This window comes from Streptomyces sp. NPDC026575 (genome assembly GCF_055567415.1).
Window position 1 is genome coordinate 173,684 of record NZ_JBVHQM010000007.1, and the last position, 17,530, is coordinate 191,213.

At 73.4% G+C, this 17,530-nt stretch carries 11 protein-coding genes and 1 pseudogene; 4 read left to right on the forward strand and 8 right to left on the reverse strand.

Features of this window, described 5'->3' with window-relative positions; all coding sequences use genetic code 11:
• Window positions 1-1,896 (forward strand): CDP-glycerol glycerophosphotransferase family protein (locus tag ACZ4NB_RS12300; RefSeq protein WP_467660604.1); only part of this gene is annotated, 1,896 nt, incomplete at its 5' end.
• 15 nt (window positions 1,897-1,911) lie between these two features.
• Here the strand turns inward: ACZ4NB_RS12300 and ACZ4NB_RS12305 are convergent.
• From ACZ4NB_RS12305 to ACZ4NB_RS12320, 4 genes are all read right to left on the reverse strand, one after another.
• Window positions 1,912-4,038 carry a tetratricopeptide repeat protein gene (locus tag ACZ4NB_RS12305; RefSeq protein ID WP_467660606.1) on the reverse strand — a complete coding sequence of 709 codons (2,127 nt, stop codon included), beginning with the start codon at window positions 4,036-4,038 and terminating at the stop codon, window positions 1,912-1,914.
• 247 nt (window positions 4,039-4,285) lie between these two features.
• Window positions 4,286-6,208 carry a helicase-associated domain-containing protein gene (locus ACZ4NB_RS12310; RefSeq protein WP_467660608.1) on the reverse strand — a complete coding sequence of 641 codons (1,923 nt, stop codon included), beginning with the start codon at window positions 6,206-6,208 and terminating at the stop codon, window positions 4,286-4,288.
• A 14-nt stretch (window positions 6,209-6,222) separates the two neighbouring features.
• On the reverse strand, window positions 6,223-7,674 hold the full coding sequence (locus tag ACZ4NB_RS12315) for an SWIM zinc finger family protein (RefSeq protein ID WP_467660610.1): 1,452 nt from the start codon (window positions 7,672-7,674) through the stop codon (window positions 6,223-6,225).
• Entirely contained in the window at window positions 7,671-10,541 is a 2,871-nt protein-coding gene (locus tag ACZ4NB_RS12320; RefSeq protein ID WP_467660612.1) for a DEAD/DEAH box helicase, read from the reverse strand. The genes ACZ4NB_RS12315 and ACZ4NB_RS12320 overlap by 4 nt, the downstream gene beginning before the upstream one ends.
• A 337-nt stretch (window positions 10,542-10,878) precedes the next feature.
• Between ACZ4NB_RS12320 and ACZ4NB_RS12325 the strand changes: the two genes are divergently transcribed.
• Window positions 10,879-12,372: a UvrD-helicase domain-containing protein gene (locus ACZ4NB_RS12325; RefSeq protein ID WP_467660613.1), complete on the forward strand. Its 1,494-nt coding sequence runs from the start codon at window positions 10,879-10,881 to the stop codon at window positions 12,370-12,372.
• 492 nt (window positions 12,373-12,864) lie between these two features.
• Window positions 12,865-13,179, forward strand: coding sequence for a DUF6343 family protein (locus ACZ4NB_RS12330; RefSeq protein ID WP_467660851.1), 315 nt, complete (start codon window positions 12,865-12,867; stop codon window positions 13,177-13,179).
• Window positions 13,180-13,291: 112 nt separating this feature from the next.
• Here the strand turns inward: ACZ4NB_RS12330 and ACZ4NB_RS12335 are convergent, their stop codons facing one another.
• From ACZ4NB_RS12335 to ACZ4NB_RS12350, 4 genes are all read right to left on the reverse strand, one after another.
• Window positions 13,292-13,684, reverse strand: coding sequence for a tetratricopeptide repeat protein (locus ACZ4NB_RS12335; RefSeq protein ID WP_467660615.1), 393 nt, complete (start codon window positions 13,682-13,684; stop codon window positions 13,292-13,294).
• Window positions 13,685-14,124: 440 nt separating this feature from the next.
• Complete coding sequence (locus tag ACZ4NB_RS12340; RefSeq protein WP_467660617.1) at window positions 14,125-14,583, reverse strand: cupin domain-containing protein; 459 nt, start codon at window positions 14,581-14,583, stop codon at window positions 14,125-14,127.
• A 23-nt stretch (window positions 14,584-14,606) separates the two neighbouring features.
• Complete coding sequence (coaE, locus tag ACZ4NB_RS12345) at window positions 14,607-15,197, reverse strand: dephospho-CoA kinase (protein ID WP_467660619.1); 591 nt, start codon at window positions 15,195-15,197, stop codon at window positions 14,607-14,609.
• Window positions 15,198-15,320: 123 nt separating this feature from the next.
• Window positions 15,321-16,265, reverse strand: a complete 945-nt coding sequence (locus ACZ4NB_RS12350; RefSeq protein WP_393492042.1) for a PAC2 family protein — start codon at window positions 16,263-16,265, stop codon at window positions 15,321-15,323.
• Window positions 16,266-16,773: 508 nt separating this feature from the next.
• Between ACZ4NB_RS12350 and ACZ4NB_RS12355 the strand changes: the two are divergent.
• A pseudogene (locus ACZ4NB_RS12355) lies at window positions 16,774-17,280 on the forward strand (right-handed parallel beta-helix repeat-containing protein); the annotation flags it as partial.
• Window positions 17,281-17,530: the final 250 nt, after the last annotated feature.

Sequence of the window (17,530 nt, forward strand, 5' to 3'; positions counted from 1 at the left end):
GAGCCGCGAGCCGCGAGCCGCGAGCCGCGAGCCGCGAGCCGCGAGCCGCGAGCCGCGAGCCGCGAGCCGCGAGCCGCGAGCCGCGAGCCGCGAGCCGCGAGCGGCTGTGCGGGCGCCTGCGGCTGTGCGTGCGCCGATGGCGGCGACCCCCACCACGGCCTCATACCGCCGCTGCGGGTACCCGTCGGTGCGGACCCCGAGCGCTGGCTGACGTTCGCCGGCGAGCGCGTCGTCGTGGCGGTGGCGCGCACCGTCACCTCGACCGTCCGGGTCCTCGACGTCCTGCGCCCGGTGCTGCGCGATGACCCGCGCGTCTCCCTCGTCTTCGCCTACGACCCCACCTCCGCGTTCAACGACGGCGTCCAGGCCCTGCTGACCTCGGTCGGCGCCCGCATCCTGCCCTGGCACCAATTCGCCCGTATCACCCCCGACTTGATCATCACGGCGTCCGAGAACGCCGACCTCACCGCGTCACAGCACACCGCCCCCGTCCTGGTCCTCCCGCACGGTGTCGGCTTCCACAAGGTCGTCCCGGATTCCCGCAGCGACCGGGACCGGCTCGCCGGGGTCGTGCCGGACGATCTGCTGCGCAGCGGACGGGCCCGGCTCGCGCTCTCGCACCCGGACCAGGCGGCCCAGCTGGCCGCCGCCCACCCCGCCACCGTCGGCCACACCCTCCTGGTCGGCGATCCCTGCTATGACGCACTGCGCGACGGGCGGGATCTGCGCGCCGCCTACCGCCGGGCCCTCGGTGTCCCGGACGGCAACCGCCTGATCATGCTGAGTTCGACCTGGCGCGACGGTTCGCTCCTGGGCCGGGACCCCGCGCTTCCGGCCCGGCTGCTCGCCGAACTGCCCCTGGACGACTACACCGTCGCCCTGGTCACCCACCCCAACATCCCCTCCGCCCACGGCCATCACGCCGTCCGTTCCCTCCTCGACTCCGCGCATGGCGCCGGGCTGCTGACCATTGCGCCGACGGCGGGCTGGCAGGCCACGCTGATCGCCGCGGACCTTCTCATCGGCGACCACGGATCGGTCACCTTCTACGGTGCCGCGCTGGGTACGCCCCTGCTGCTCGGCGCGTTCAGCGAGGACGAGGCCGTGGCCGGCACCCCGATGGCCGAGCTGGGGCGGATCGCACCCCGGCTCGCCGCCGACGCGCCGCTCCGGCCGCAGATCGAGCAGGCACTCCACGCCGCGCACTCGCCCGGCGGCGACACCGTCGCCCGCCTCCGCGCGCTCGGCGAGAGCGCGTTCGCCGCCCCGGGCCGGGCCCTGGCCCTGATCCGGTCCGCCGTCTACGACCTCCTGGACCTCCCCGAACCGAACGGTCCGCCGCCCCCGCGCCGGGCGCCGGAGACTCCCGTACCGCAGGACCGCCCGGAGGTGGTCACCGCGGCTTACGTCACCACCTCGATCGACGAGGGACCCGACGGCCCCCGGGTGTCGGTCGAACGCACCCCTGCCACCGTCGACTCCTTCGCCGTACCCGAGCGATCCGACGCCCCCGACGGCCCTTTCCGCCATCTCTCCAGCGCCGATGACGAGTGGGACCGGCAACTGGCGGAGAGCGCCTCGGTCCTGGTCCGCCGCGATCCAGCCCCTACCGCTGTCGCCGCCGACCGATGGATCCGGGACACCTTCACCCGCTACTCCGGCTGTCTGCTCGCCGCTGCCGCCGTCGCGGGCCGCGGCTGCCGCGTCGGGCTGCGCGACGGCCGTACGGTCGAGGTGTGCGCCACCGGGCTCATGGCCGACCCCGCCGTGCTGGCCGGCGTCGTCTACGCCCTTGTGCGCTCCCGACGCCCGTTGGCCGGCATCGTCACCCTCGCCCTCGGCAACCGCACGGAGGACGCCGCGCTGAGCGTCGCCCGCCACGGCCACGGTGCATAACCCCCCTCCACCCCGCTACTCAGGCGTTTCCTCGGCCTCTGTCAGCCTGCGGCGCAGTTCGACGGCGCGCGGGCCGCCGCCCGCCTCGTATATCTCCAGCGCCCGGGTGAGCAGTTGCCGCCACCGCTCGCGGTCGCCGCGCTCCTCGGCCATCTCGGCCAGCGCCTCGCACACCGGGGCCTCGTAGTGGACGGCTCCGCGCTCACGCAGCATCCGCACGGCCTCCTCCAGGGCCGCGACCGCCTCATCGGTGCGTCCCAGCTCCCTCCGCACGCCACCGAGGGCGGCCAGCGCACGCGCTCCCATCCGGCGGTCGTCGATCGCCATGAACCCGTCGTAGGCGTCCTGCAAGGTGACGAGCGCGTCGTCGGTGCGTCCCACGGCGTGCTGTGCGCAGCCCATGAAGTAGCGGCCGATGGCGATACCGCGCTCGTCGCCCGCGGCGCGGTAGAACGTCATCGCCTCCTCGTATGTCGCCACGGCGCGTTCCGGCTCGCAGCGGTCCCAGTACCGGCCGTAGAACTCACGGGCGGAGGCACGCAGCAGCGTATGGCCGGATGCGTCGGCCCGTGCGATGGCCGTCTCCAGTTCGCCGCGGGCCCGGTCCAGCTCGTCGCGGTCCATCAGCGGACGCGAGAGGAGCGAACGCAGCCGGGCTTCGGCGGCCGGATTGGCGTCCGCCGCGGCCTCCCTGGCGCCGAGCTCCCCGGACACGGCCCAGTCGTTGAGGTATCTGCGGTTGAGGAACAGCGCGGTCAGCGCCTCGGCCAGCTCCCAGGCGTGGCGATGCCACCCGCGGTCCGCGGCGGCCCGCTGGACAGCCAGCAGCTCGCCGCGCCAGGCGTCCAGCCACTCCAACGCCTCCTGACGGTCCCGGAAGCCGAACCTGGGATCCACACCCTCCAGGCGCTCGACATACCCTCCGATGCGCATCCGGCGGCCCATGACGGCCAGGTCGGCATGTGCGGCCCGGGTGAGCAGATGATCCGCCACCCGGCGTACGACGGCGGTGCGCTCGGTCTCGGTGTCCTCACCGACCGCCTGCTGCCTGGCGTGCAGTCGCACCAGATCGTGGAAGCCGTACCGCCCGTCCGCCGCCACCGTGATCAGGCTCGCGGTCTCCAGGGCTTCGAGCTGCTCGGCCGCCGCGGAACCGCTGATCCCGGCAGCGGCGGCAGCCGTCTCCGTGTCCCATCGGCGCCCGGGGTACAGGCCCAGCACCCGATACAGCCGCGCCGTCTCCTCGGACAGCCCGGCGTAGGCCACCGCGAAGACCGCCGTCACGACCCGTTCGCCTCCCCTGCGCAGGGCGTCCAACCGACCTTCGTCATCCGCCAGTTCATCGGCGAGCGCCTCGACCGACAACCGCGGGTGCATCACCAGCCGCGCGGCGGCCACATGCAGCGCGACCGGCAGGCCGCCGCAGCTCGCCACGATCCGCTCGGCGGCCGCCGCCCCGTCCGCCATGATGCGCTCTTCTCCGCACAGGCGCTGGAGCAGCTGCAGGCCGTGCGCGCCGGTGAGGGGTTCCAGGGGCAGCAGACGCGCCCCCACCGTCAGCAGCTCGCCGAGCATGCCCTGGCTCGTCGCGAGCACGACGCTCCCCGGTGCGCCCGGGATCAGCGCCCGAACCTGCGCCGGTTCGGTCACATCGTCCAAAACCACCAGCACCCGCTTGTCGGCCGTCCGGCTGCGGAACATCCCGGTCAACTCGCCCAGCGTCCCCGGCAGATACTGGTCCTCGACTCCCAGCGCCCGCAGGCAGCGGCTGACACCGGCCGAGACGTCCCCGCCGACCTGCGCCCTCAGCTCGGCGAAGTCGACATAGAACTCGCCACCGGGGAACCGGCCGCGCTCCCCTTGCGCCCATCTGTGCGCCGTCGCGCTTTTGCCCACCCCCGGCAGACCGCTGAGCACGGCCACCCCGCCGCTTTCCCCCACCGATCCGCTGATGGCCTCGATCACCGGCTCGCGGTCGACGAACTGGGCGACTCCGGCGGGCACCTGCCGGGGCACCGGAACCTCCGGACGCCGCACCTCGAAGTGCACCCCGCCGTGGATCGCCCCGGCCTGCACCACCGGACCGTACGCGCTGCCACCGAACTCGTTCCGTACGCCGTCCCCCACGCCGTGCTCCCCCACGTCGACCTCGCCCTTCCGCCTCGGCCGGTCGATCCGCTCGGTCTGCCGGATCGACTCCGCACTCCAGAACGCTACTTGACGGCACTGACACCGCGGCCGCGATGGCGGCGGGAGCCCACCGCGTCAGGCGACTCCTCGATCAGATTCGGTCAGTGAAGACAAAAGAAGGGGAAAAATCGGCCGCGGGGGCGGCATGGAGGACGCATGGCCGCCCATGCCCTCCGCCCCCGGCCCGCCAATGGAGTCATCACGTACCGCTGGTCGCGACGGTGTCCTGGACTTCCGGCGGGAGCCCCAGGAGGCGGCGCGCGAGGGTGAGGGGTGCGTGCGGATCGCGGGTGGGAGTGGGGGCCTTGGTGCGGTGCGCGGGGAGCCGTTCGACGGTGGTGGCGCCGGTGTCGGATTCCAGGGCGGGTGCGTAGCCCGCGGCACGCAGGGCCTCCAGGGTGGCCGCCGGCGGGCTGCTGCTGACCAGGACGGTGGGGGCGATGGCCCGTAGCGCGAGAGCCTGCAGTGCGCGGTGCGCGGCCAGCTCCTTGACCAGGCTTTCGTCGTCGGAGCGGATACAGCAGGCGGCGGGCAGGACCCGCATCCGGCCGTGGGCGCGGGCGGCGTCCTGGACGAGGTAGCGCAGTGGCTGCGGCAGGGCCCCTGTCGTCGAGGCGCGGGTGAGGTCGTCGAGGAGGGTGTCGGCACTGTGGCCGGCGTCCAGCGCGCGGCGCACCGAGGCGGGGGTGAAACGCCAGGTCACGGCGTGCCCTTCGGACTCCCGGTCGGCCGCGGAGGCGAGCAGTCCGGCGAGCTCGGCGGCGGGGCGGCCGGGCACCACCGCGGTCAGATCGGCTTGGAAATGGGCCTGTTCGAGCAGCGGCGGGAGCAGGTCGCCGAGCGGTTCGTCGAGGGACCGCGGGTCGGCGAGCAGCGCCCGGCCGAGGGGGGTGAGGGTGCCGTGGGCGACCAGCCCCAGATAGGCCGCTTCGTGGAGGGTGTGCGCGGCGCGTTCCTCGGCCATCGGCTGCCGGCTGACGGCGAGGGGGCGGTGCCAGTCCGCCGCCCCCAGGAGACCGCGCAGCGCGGCGTCGGTGTGCGGCGCGGACTCCGGTCCGGGTGAGGGCGTGTGCGGCAGGGGTGCCCCCGCGCCCAGGGGGACGGCGGCCAGGGCGGCGAGGAGGGCGTGCCTCAGTGCGGGCGCGTGCCGGTCGTGGCCACGGACCAGCGCGGTGGGGGTCTCGCCGAACGGGGTGTGGGTGGGGATGGCCCACAGGGCGGACCAGGCGGCCAGGACGGGGGCGAGGCGCCGGCCCGGCGGGAGGAGGAGCCAGTCGTCGTAGGCGCCGGTGGGCAGGGCGGTGATACCGGCCGGGGTACGGGTCAGCGCGATCAGGTCGGCGGCGAGGGCCAGGTCGAGCAGGAGGCGGGTGTGCGGTTCGGAGGCCCCGGCCGCCTTGGCGAGCCGCTTGATCTCCCGTACGGCCAGGCCGCCCGCCTTGCGCAGCGCGGCGGGCTGTGTGGCCAGTGAGGCCAGCAGGCGGTCCACGGTGGCGGCGAGGGTCGCCGCGGCGGCCCGGGACTCGTCGTGCGGCGAGGTCGCGGGGACCGATGCTGAGGGCGTCCCGGGGTCGGCGGTGTCGTCCGGGACGAGCTCCGGGGCGTGCGCGAGGAACGGGCCGAGGTCGTGGGCGGCCAGGAGCTGCGGGGCGCGCGGCGGGACGACGACGCTGCCGTCCTCGGTCGGGGCGGCCAGTCCGTCGTCGTAGAGGGCGCGCAGTGCGCCTTCGGCGGCGGTACGGGCGTGCCCGGTGGCATCGAGGGCGGTGAGGACGTCCTCGGGCGGGACGGGGGCGGTGGCCAGTTGGGCGAAGGACAGCCGGTGCGCCATCAAGGACTGGTAGTCGGCGCCCGCGGCGGGGGCGGTGGGGCCGTGGGCGTCCCGTGCGGCACGCTCCTGGCTGATGCGGGCGGTGGCGGCGAGCACCTGGAGGCGGGGGTGGTCGAGGTGCAGCACCAGGTGGTGGAGGGTTTCGTAGGACCACAACGCGCTTGCCAGGCCGCGTAGTTCGGTGGGGGCTGGGCGGCGGGCGAGCGGCTCGGCGTGGCGGGTGAGGAGTGCCGCGAGCTGCTCGGGGGTGCGCTGGGCGAGGGATCGGGTGAGTGTGTCGAGACCTTCCACGGCCTTGAGGTTAGTCATCGCGCGAGCAGGGTGGTGAGGGCGCCTACGGGGTCGGGGTCGGCCGGTCCGGTGGGCCACCAGTCCTCGGCGCCTGGTTCGGATTCGTAGGGGTACCAGCGGTTGTCGTGGCCGAAGCGGAGCTGGATGCCGCGCTCGGGGTCGGTGAGGTGGTTGTGGCGTGGGCGCAGGGCGGGGAGGTCGGCGGCCAGGAGGGCGCTGCGGGCCCGGTCGAAGTCACCGGCCGGAGGGTTCCAGGTGGTGTCGAGGAGGGCGAGGCCCTCGGGGCCGCCCTGGCGCCAGGCCGCGACGGAGCGGGCCACGTCCGTGGGCGTGCGGCCGGCCGCCGCCGCGAGGTCGCGGTAGAGGGCCCGGGTCGTGGCGGTCAGGCCGGCGGTGGGGTGGGCGGCGGCGGCCAGCCGGAGGGCGTCCTGCCACGGGGGCAGATCCGGGAACGGGCTGGGCAAGGACTGCTGCCCGCCCCCGGGTGCGGGTGATCCGGCGGCCGAGGCGCAGGCGTGGGCGCGGGCGGCGGCGTCGGAGGCCAGGAATTCGAGGGTGGCGGGGTCGAAGGGGAGGTTGTCGCCGTCCGGCAGGGCAGGGGGGTGTCCGGGCCGGGGCGGCACCGGCAGGGGCGCCGGGAGCGGCGGCCGGGGGCGGTCGGCGAGAGCCGTGCGGGCGAGGACACCCGGGGGCGTCGACGTTCCGGGTGCCGCGGGTTCCTCGGGCGCGGCACCCGGGGCCATCTCGGCGGGGCGCTCACCGGCATCGGCTCGTACGGGTCCTTCGGGCCGCTGCCTGCCGGTGGCCCCTGCGGTGGTGCCGAGGGTGTGCGCACGGGCTTCACTGGCCGTCAGGGCGGCGTTGCGGCGGGAGAGTTCGTCGAGGAGTTCGCGTTCACCGCGGCCGCGCATCAGCAGCAGGACGAACGGATCGGCGTCCAGGAGCCTGGCCGCCTGGAAGCAGAGCGCGGCGGCGTGCTTGCAGGGCCTGCCGCTGTCGGGGCACGAGCATCGGGGAACGAGGTCGCCCGGCCCCGGGAGGAGGCGCACCTCGCCTTCGGCCAGGGCGCTGGGCAGTTGCTTGGCCAGCAGGGCGGTGAGCTGCCCGGGGTCCGCGGCGATCGCGTCCAGGAGCGCGTCCCACTCCTGGCCGGTGAGGGTTCTGAGGCGGATCTCGGCGCTGTAGGGGCGGGGCCTGCTGCCGCGTACGGTGGCGACGATGCGGCCCGGTGTGACGTTGATGGTGTCGACATGGCCGTCGCGGGCGTAGGTCCGGCCGCGGGCGAGCCGGGCGCTGTCGAGGGCGGCGCTCTCCAGCGCGTCCAGCCAGGCACTGCCCCACCAGGATTCGGCGAACAGCCCCCGGGCACCGGTCCGGACGGGCAGGGGCGGGAAGGTGCGGGTGCGGTCCGCGCGGGCCTGGCGATCGGCCGCCGCGGCGCGCCCGGAGGTGGGGCGGCGGTTCATCCGGGCCTCCTGAGGGAGACGAGATCGGCCAGTTCCGCATCGGTCAGTTCGGTCAGCGCGGTCTCCCCACCGGAGAGCACCGCGTCGGCGAGCGCCCGTTTGGCGCTGAGGAGTTGGGCGATGTTGTCCTCGACCGTGCCCTCGGCGATGAGCCGGTGGACCTGGACGGGCTGGGTCTGGCCGATGCGGTAGGCGCGGTCGGTGGCCTGTTCCTCCACCGCCGGATTCCACCAGCGGTCGTAGTGGATCACATGTCCGGCGCGGGTGAGGTTCAGGCCGGTGCCGGCCGCCTTCAGGGACAGCAGAAAGACCGGGGCCTGCCCGGACTGGAAGCGGTCGACCATCCTCTCCCGTTCGGCGACGGGGGTGCCGCCGTGCAGCAGCTGGGTCGGGACGCCTCGGGCGCCGAGGTGCCGTTCGAGCAGCCGCGCCATGCTCACGTACTGGGTGAAGACCAGTGCGGCGCCGCCCTCGGCGAGGATGGTGTCCAGGAGTTCGTCGACGAGTTCGAGCTTCCCGGAGCGGGCGGCCAACCCCGGGGCGGCTTCCTTGAGGTACTGCGCGGGGTGGTTGCAGATCTGCTTGAGGGCGGTGAGCAGCTTCATGACCAGACCGCGGCGCGCGATGCCTTCGGCGGTCTCGATCCGGGAGAGGGTCTCGCGGACGACGGCTTGATAGAGCGCGGCCTGTTCGCGCCCCAGCGCCACCGGATGATCCGTCTCGGTCTTGGGCGGGAGCTCGGGCGCGATCCCCGGGTCGGACTTCTTACGGCGCAGGATGAACGGGCGCACCAGCCTGGCCAGCCGCTCGGCCGCCTCCGGATCCTCGCCGCCCTCGACCTCACGGGCGTGCAGCGCACGGAACGTCTTGAGGGGGCCGAGGAGGCCGGGGGTCGTCCAGTCCAGCAGGGCCCACAGCTCGGAGAGGTTGTTCTCCACCGGCGTGCCGGTGAGGGCGATCCGGGCGGGGGACTTGATGCTGCGCAGCGCTCTGGCCGTCGAGGAACGGGGGTTCTTCACATGCTGGGCCTCGTCGGCGACGACCCATGCCCAGGGCTGGGCGGCCAGTTGGGCGGCGTTGCCGCGCATCGTCTGGTACGTGGTCAGGACGAAGCCGCCGTTCAGGCCGTCGAGGCTGCGGCCGGCACCGTGGAAGCGGCGTACGGGCGTGCCGGGCGCGAAGCGCTCGATCTCCCGCTGCCAGTTGCCGAGGAGGGAGGCGGGGCAGACCACCAGGACGGGTTCGGTGGGCTGCCGGTGCAGATGGAGCGCGATGACGGTGACCGTCTTACCCAGGCCCATATCGTCGGCGAGGCATCCGCCGAGGCCGATCGAGGTCATGGTGTCGAGCCAGGTCATGCCCCGTAGTTGGTAGTCGCGGAGGGTCGCTCGCAGTCCGGGTGGCTGGGGCAGCGGGTCCGTCTGGTCGGTGAGGCGGCCGCGCAGTGCGGCGAGGGCTCCGAGTGGCACCACCTCGACCGTTTCACCGTCCACCTCCGTGGTGCCGTGAAGCGTTGCCGCCAGGGCATCGACCGGTTCCAGATAGCCCAGTTCGCGCTTACGGGCTTTGCGTACGAGCCCGGGGTCGACCAGCACCCACTGGTCGCGGAGCCGCACGACCGGGCGGTGCGCCTCGGCCAGGGCGTCCATCTCCGCCTCCGTGAGCGGCGCCCCGTCCATCGCCAACTGCCAGCGGAATTGCAGTAGTGCGCTGGAGTCGAAGAAGCCGAAGCCGTCCGCGGCGGAGCCCGGCGCCGGACGCAGCACCGCCGCCGCGGTCAGCCCGCGGGCCACCTCCCTGGGCCAGTGGACGGTCACGCCCGCGGCACCCAGACGGGGCGCGACCTCGCCCAGCAGGTCGTACAGCTCATCCTCTGCCAGGGGCAGTACGTCGGGGACCGGGCGCTCCAGGAGGCGGGTGAGCGGGGTCCAGACGCGGGCGGCGCGGCGCAGCGCGAGGAGCGTGTCGACGCGGGAGCGGGGCCCGAAGTGGTCGGGGCCCTCGCCCTCCCACAGGGAGCGGGCGTCGGCCACCAGGGTCGGGTCAGTGAGGCTGTGCACCTGCAGGACGGCGGCCGCCGCGCTGCGCTCTTCGGCTTCGCCCGCCCCGCCCTCGCCCCGGATGTCGAAGAGCCGGTGCGGCGCGAGGTCCAGGCGCAGGGAGAGCCGCACACCGGCATCAACGCCCGCCGCGACCTCGGCGGCCCACTCCCGCGCACCGGGAAGCCACTGCGGCTCGCCGGCGGCGAACGGGGCACCGGCCACCAGTCCGGCGGCGGGTGTGCGCGGCAGCGTGTCGATGACCGCGTCCACATAGAGCCGCACCAGGGCCGCGGGGTCGTGCAGCTGGAGCGGGCGGCTGCCGGGAAGCGGCACGGGGTACGCCTCGGCGGGCATGGCGGCGGCGATGGCCCGGAGATGCGCGATGTCCTCGGGGTCGAGGGGGCCGGCGCGCCAGGCGTCGGTGTCGTCGGCGGTCAGGCCCGGCAGCAGCCTGCCGCGCGCGGCGAGGTGCAGTGCGTGCAGGGTGGCCGCGCCCCAGCAGGCGGCGGCCGGGGCGGCGGCCGGGTCGTGCCGGGCGCGGACCAGCAGCGGCACGGCCTCGGCCAGCGGGAGCAGCATCGCGGCAACCGTGCGACTGCGGGCGCCGTTGCCGTGCCGCCGGGCAACGGTCAGCTGCACTCGCTCCAGCACTTGATCCCCGCCCGGAGCCCCCGCCCCCTCTCCCCCGTCGGCGTCCGGGAGCGGACCGCCGTCGGGCCGCCAAAGAGCGATCTTGCCTGCGCGCGGCGGCTGGGCGGGCAGGAAGGCCACGGCACAGCCGGCCACGGCAGCGGCCCGACCGCCGCGCTCCCACCGCCTTGTCATGCCATCCCCTGATGTCTGGTCCTGCACCGCCGGCCGCGGCACCCGCCGGGCCGACCGCCCGCGGGCCGCTCCGGCGTGCCCGACCTGCGAGTCTACGGTCGTACGCACTACGCCTCCCCAGCCTCCCCGCCTCACGCCCGACGAGCCGCCGCGGCGACCTGCCCGTCCACTGCCGATGGAATCAGACGGCACTGACAACGCACCCGGCCCGCACTCCCGCGCGCGAGGGCGAGAGTTATCCACAGGCCACAGAAAGCCTCTTGCGCTCACCCCGCACTCGATTACAGTGAGTGACGAAATCACTCTCGGTAATCACCCCATCTCGGTGAGGAGCGCGATGCACACCCCCACACCCGAACAGACCGCAGCGGCGGAGGCCTTTGCGACCGGCGCGCATCTCGTGATCCAGGCCGGTGCCGGCACCGGTAAGACGACGACCCTCGCGATGCTCGCGCACTCCGCGCGGCGACAGGGCAGGCTCGGCCGGTACATCGCCTTCAACAGAGCCGTGGCCCGCCACGCCGCCCGGGAATTCCCCGACGAGGTCGCCTGCGGAACGGCGCACGCCCTCGCCTACACCGCCGTGGGCAGGGGCTACCAGACGCGGATGAACGCCCCTCGACAAGCGGGATGGCGCACCGGCGCGGCCCTGGGCATCGACGACGGCATGTCCGTACGCATCGGAGCACGCAAGGTCGACAACAGGGCGCTCTCCCATACGGTCCTGCGCACCGTCACCCGCTTCTGCCAGTCCGCCGACAGCCGGATCGCACCACATCACGTCCCGCCTTTGCGCGGCGCCGAATCCGAGCCGCTGCACGCTCAACTCGCCGACCTCGTCCTGCCCTACGCACGCAAGGCCTGGGCCGACCTCCAGCATCCGGACCACGGCGTCGTCCGCTTCGAGCATGATCACTACCTGAAGATGTGGGCGCTGCGCGAGCCGGTCATCAAGGCGGACTTCCTGCTGCTGGACGAGGCACAGGACACCAATCCCGTGGTCGAGCAGGTCTTCACCGCTCAGCGCGACCACGCACAGCTGGTGCTGGTCGGGGACTCCGCCCAGGCCATCTACGGCTGGCGCGGCGCGCGCGATGTGATGTCCGGATTCGACGGCAGACAGCTCAGCCTCTCCCGCTCCTTCCGCTTCGGACCGGCGCTGGCGGCCGAGGCCAACCGCTGGCTGGCGATCGTGGGCGCACCGATCCGACTCACGGGCTCCCCCCGCCTGGAGACGGAGTTGCACCGGGTCCGCGCCCCGGACGCGATCCTGTGCCGGACGAATGTGGGGGCGATGGTGGAGGTGATACGGCAGCTGGAGGCGGACCGCCGGGTCGCGCTCGCGGGCGGCGGCGAGGCACTGAGCGCGCTCGCACGCGCCGCACACGACCTGGAGGCCGGGCGCCGCACCGCACATCCCGAGCTGATGCTCTTCGAGACCTGGGCGGAGCTGCGTGAGTACGCAGAGTTCGACCCCGCCGGCCGGGATCTGCTGCCCCTGGTGGAACTCGTCGACGAGCACGGCACGCAAGCGGTACTCCAGGCCCTCGACCGGCTCTCGCCCGAGGCTTCCGCCGAGGTGACGGTGTCCACGGCGCATCGGGCCAAGGGGCGGGAGTGGGCAAGCGTGCGCATCGCCGACGACTTCACAGCCCCCGACGATTTCGACGACCGAGGCGAGGACGGCTCACCGGTCCCCGGGCCCATCGACATCGACGAGGCACGCCTGGCGTATGTCGCCGTCACCCGAGCGCGATCACTGCTCGACATCGGCGGGCTGTCCTGGATCAACAGCCATCCCGCCGGCGACCCACACCACGAGCACGGATGAACGGGAACGGGGGAGAGAGCGACAGGAAGGGAGGACGGGAGGGAGCGGGCGAGAAGCAGCAGATGGGTGGAGGGGGCGAGAGGGCCTCGTCATGGGGGAGCCGGCATGAGGCCGCGGCATGAGGGAGCCAGGGTGAGGGCCCCGGCCTAGGGGCCCCGGTCTGAGGGCCCCGGCCTAAGAGCCCCGGCCTGAGGGCCCGGCCTGAGGGCCCCAGCCTGAGGGGCGCCGGTGGCAGGGAGGGAATGGGGCGAGAGGGCGGTCCGGGGCGGAGGGATCCCGGGGGTGGGATCCCGGGGGTGGGATCCCGGGGGTGGGATCCCGGGGGTGGGATCCCGGGGGGAAGGAGTCCCGGGTGCCTGGGGGGAGGGGTCCCGGTGGCCCGGGTGGGGAGGGGCGGGGCGGGGGCGGGGGGAAGGGGAGGGGGAAAGGGAGGGGAAGACAGGTGACCGGCCAGTCGATCGGGTGGATCCTGGAGGTGGGAGATGGGTGCCGATGCGTACGGGAAATGAGCCGCTGCATGCACGCAGTCCGCTGAGAATGCGCTGCGGGCTGGCGCTGTGGGGGTTGCTGTGTGCCACCGCCGGAGCCGTTGCCTTCGTCGACGTCGGCCGGCCGGAATGGGCGGCGGCGTGTGCCGCCGTGGCCATGGTGGCGGTCATGGACCTGGCCATGGTGATCCGCCACATTCGTCAGGGGCCGCACTACCAACCGGGCAGGGACGTACCGCCCTACGAGCCTGATCGTGGCCGGAACGAGGCGTTCGGGATACGCAGGGACACCGGCCGCCGGCCCGGCAGCAAGCCGTAGGCAACCTCAGGGGCGAGGGCGTGTTCGCCGTCCTGCCCGGCAGGGCGGTGTCGGCGGCCGCGACCCACGGCCCGGCTGTTCGCCTCCGGGCCGTTCGCCGCTGACCATCACGTCAGGGGGTGGGTTCGCCGTTGCCCGTGTCGCCGGGTGCGAAGCGGGCGGCCTGGAGGAAGTCCGGGCGCGGTTCCAGGGCGGCTGCCAGGCGGAAGTGGCGCAGCGCCTCGTCCACCCGGCCGCCGCGCTCCAGAGTGCGGCCCAGCGCGAAATGGGCGAAGGCATTGTCCGGCTCGCGTTCCAGCACTATCTGGAACTCAAGTTCCGCCGGGCGCAGTTGGGCGGCGAGGAAGAAGGCGCGGGCGCGCAGCAGTCGGGCCGCGGTGTTCTCGGGGTGTGCGGTGATGACCGAGTCCAGCAGCCGGATCGCGCCACGCGGGTCGCGGGCCTCCAACAGCTGCTCCGCGGCGCGGAAGTCGATGACATGCGTCTCGGGGCTACGCTCGGGCACGGCCTGCTCCTCTCCCGTTGCCGTCGCCATCGGGGCATACCTCAGCCACGAGCCGTACGGCGTCACCTGCGGCACAACAACCCCGCCGGTCGCGGCATTCCCCGGCCGGGGCGACCTCAACCGGGCCCGGTGCCCCCCGACCGAGCCCCGTGACCCAACGGAGCCAGAGCCACTGCCAGAGCCGCTGCCGAAGTCATCGATCGGACAGGCAACCGCATGCGGACGCGGCGTTGCCGCACCACCGATGCAGGGCGCCGCGGCGACCAGCGCGGCAGCGGGGCCACAGCCATCGCCATCGCCACTGCCCTCGTAGGGGCCTGCGGCGCCCTCGCCGCCGCAGGACACCCGCCGCCTCCGTAACGGGCCCCGGCGCCGGAGCCCCAGCAGGTCACGGCGCCGGGTCGGCCATCCGCTACCGGCCCCCCGTTACAGGCCACCCGTTACAGGCTGATGTGGTAAGCCTTGCGCAGCGTCTCGTGGACCGTCCAACGGGTGCGGTCACCCTCGCGCAGAACGCATGCGTCGCCCGGGCCCACCTCGAGTACCGAACCGCCCTCGACCTCGATCGTGGCGCGGCCGCTGACGACCACGAACAGCTCATTGGCCTCGGTGTCGGTCACCACGCCCGGCGTGATCTGCCAGATTCCCCGGAGCTGGCGGCCGTCCGGCGACTCCCAGAGGACCTTGCCCGTCACCTCCGGCTCCCCGGAGACGATCTGCGAGGGGTCGAGCGGATCCGGCTCCAGATCCGCGTCCGCGATGCCCGGGATGTTCACGACGAACGACGCCGGGCCCGCGTCATCGGCGGAGGGAGCGGCGGCGGTGGCACCGGAAGCAGCCTCTGTGGCGGCGGGCTCCGGGCCGGTGGTCCTGGCGTCGAGATCGGAAGGAGGAGTCATGGCGGTGAGGGTACCGTCCGGGCTCATACGTCCCGCAGGCGCTCCCATACCGCGCGGACCTGCGGTTCCAGGGCCTCCAGCGCTCCATCGTTGTCGATGACGAGATCCGCGACCGCCAGCCGCTGGGCACGGGTCGCCTGAGCCGCCATCCGGGACCTCGCCTCGTCCTCGGCCATGCCGCGCAGCCGTACCAGGCGATCCAGCTGGGTCTGCGGGGCGGCGTCGACCACGACCACCAGGTCGTACAGCGGCGCCAGGCCGTTCTCCGTCAGCAGCGGCACGTCGTGGACGACTACCGCGTCCGGCCCCGCCGACGCCTCGAGTTCGGCCGAGCGGGCGCCCACCAGCGGGTGCACGATCGCGTTCAGCGCCTTGAGTTTCTCGGGGTCGGCGAAGACGATCCCGCCCAGCTTGGGCCGGTCGAGCGTGCCCTCCGCCGTGAGAACGCCGCCCCCGAACTCCTCGACCACCGCCGCCAGTCCGGGCGTACCCGGCTCGACGACCTCGCGTGCGATCTTGTCCGCGTCCACGATCACCGCGCCGTACGACGCCAGCAGTCGTGACACCTCGCTCTTGCCCGCGCCGATACCGCCGGTCAGCCCCACCTTCACCATGGGCCCACGCTATACGGTGCACCGGGGCGGCCGGCGCGCAGGAGACCACGGCCCCGCATCGGGCCACTCCCCGCCTCCGGCCCCGGCCCAGGTATCGGCCCCGGCTGAGGCGCCGCCTCCCCCTCAGGCGCCGCCGTCGCCCTCCCGCTCCGCAAGGAAGCGTTCGAACTCCCTGCCGATCTCGTCGGCCGAAGGAAGATCGACCGGCTCGGCCACCAGATTCCCCCGGGTCTCCGCGCCGGCCACCGCGTCGTACTGGTGCTCCAGCCCGCTGACCAGCGCGACCAGTTCCTCGTCGCCCTCCGAGATCTGCCGTTCGATCTCCTCCTGCGTCCGCAGGGCCTCCGTCCGCAGCGAATGCGCCGCCCCGGGGAGCACCAGGCCGGTCGCGGCCGTCACCGCCTCCAGGGCCGTCAGCGCGGCGTCCGGATAGGCGGACCGGGCGATGTAGTGCGGCACATGCGCCGCCACGCCCAGTACGTCGTGCCCCGCCTCGGCCAGCCGGAACTCGATCAGTGCCTCCGCGCTACCGGGCACCTGGGCCTCGTCGAAGAATCCGGCGTGGCCCGGCATCAGATCCGTGCGGTTGCCGTGCGGGGTGATGCCCACCGGGCGGGTGTGCGGGACGCCCATGGGGATGCCGTGGAAGTTCACCGAGAGGCGTACGCCGAGCCGCTCGACGATCTCCTTCACGGCACCCGCGAAGCGCTCCCACTCCACGTCCGGCTCGGGGCCGGACAGCAGCAGGAACGGCGCGTCGGTGGTGTCGCGCACCAGCCGCAGCTCGATGCTCGGGGTCTCATAGGCGGTCCAGCGGTTGCGCTCGAAGGTCAGCAGCGGACGCCGGGCGCGGTAGTCGACGAGGCGGTCGTGGTCGAAGCGGGCGACGACCTCGTTCGGCAGGCCGTCGAGCAGCCGCTGGACGATCTGGTCGCCCGTCTCGCCGGCGTCGATGTAGCCGTCGAAGTGGTACAGCAGCACGAGACCCGCGGAGTCCCTGGAGGCGATCGCCTCGACCTCCGCGAGCCCGCTCGGCTCCCATGTGTACAAGCTCTGGGGATCCAACACAGTGACCGCTCCTCCTCGTTCTCATGAACGCCAACGTGCGGTCGACCGCGAGCATTCCCGGCTGCGGATATGACCCCGACCCTTTCCGGACACTCTCCGCCCCCGCCTGACGCAGCCCCTGCACAACCCGGCCCGCCACCCCCTTCTCTACGGACGCGGCCCGCCCACCACCGGGCGCGGCCCACCTCCCGTCGTGTGCCGTCCCCTGAAGCCCGGTTCGGCAGGGCCCCACCACCCGCCCACCGCGCCGCCACCCCCCTCCCACTCAAAATTCAAGAACCTGAACACAACTCCCCCACGAGGAAGGGGAGTTCACCTCTCACCCCCTCCACCTGAAGTCTTGACGCACCCCACCCCCAGCCCTACCTTCACCCCCACGGAGAGGTTCACACTCAAACCCAACGTTCACATACACAAAGGAACTTATATGCCCACTCGCCGCACGCCCCTCCTCCCCACAGGCCCCGGCGCCGCCCTCCTGGGCGCCGCCGCGTTACTCCCGCTGGCCTTGTCGGTCACGTCCGTCACAGCGACCACCACGGCCAGCGCGGCCACCTCAGGCGCCTCCGCCTCCCCCTCCCCGTCCCGAGTGATCGACGTCTCGACGGCCGCGCAGCTCAAGGACGCGCTCGCCAGGGCGAAGCCAGGTGACCGGATTCAGCTCGCCGACGGCACATACCGCGGCAACTTCAAGACGACCGCCGCCGGCACCTCCTCGTCCCGGATCACCCTCACCGGCTCACCCAAGGCCGTGCTCACCGCGAGCGGCGGCTACGGGCTGTATCTGAACGGCGCCTCGAACTGGACGGTCGAGGGCCTCACCGTCACCGGCGGCCAGAAGGGGATCATGCTGGACGCCTCGGACGGTGTCGTCGTCGACTCCGTCAGCGTGCACGACCTGGACATGGAGGGCGTGCACTTCCGGAAGTCCAGCAGGAACGGTGTCATCAAGAACTCGACCATCCGTGACACCGGCAAGGACGGCAGCGGCATGGGCGAGGGCGTCTACGTCGGCCGATCTGAGCGATGCCACGGGGTCGGGCCGCTACGGCTTCCACATCACCCATGACGACGCATCCGACTGCCCGGTCACCATCGCGGGCGACAACACGGTCACCGGCGGCCGCGGCGTCGCCAATCCGGGCATTCCAGTGGGCTGACCGGCAGCTCCGGCCTCCGCGCCGGCCTCATCCCCCACCTCCCCCACCCCCGGACACGACGAAGGCCCGCTCCCCCAGAGGGGAACGGGCCTTCGCCTATCGGCT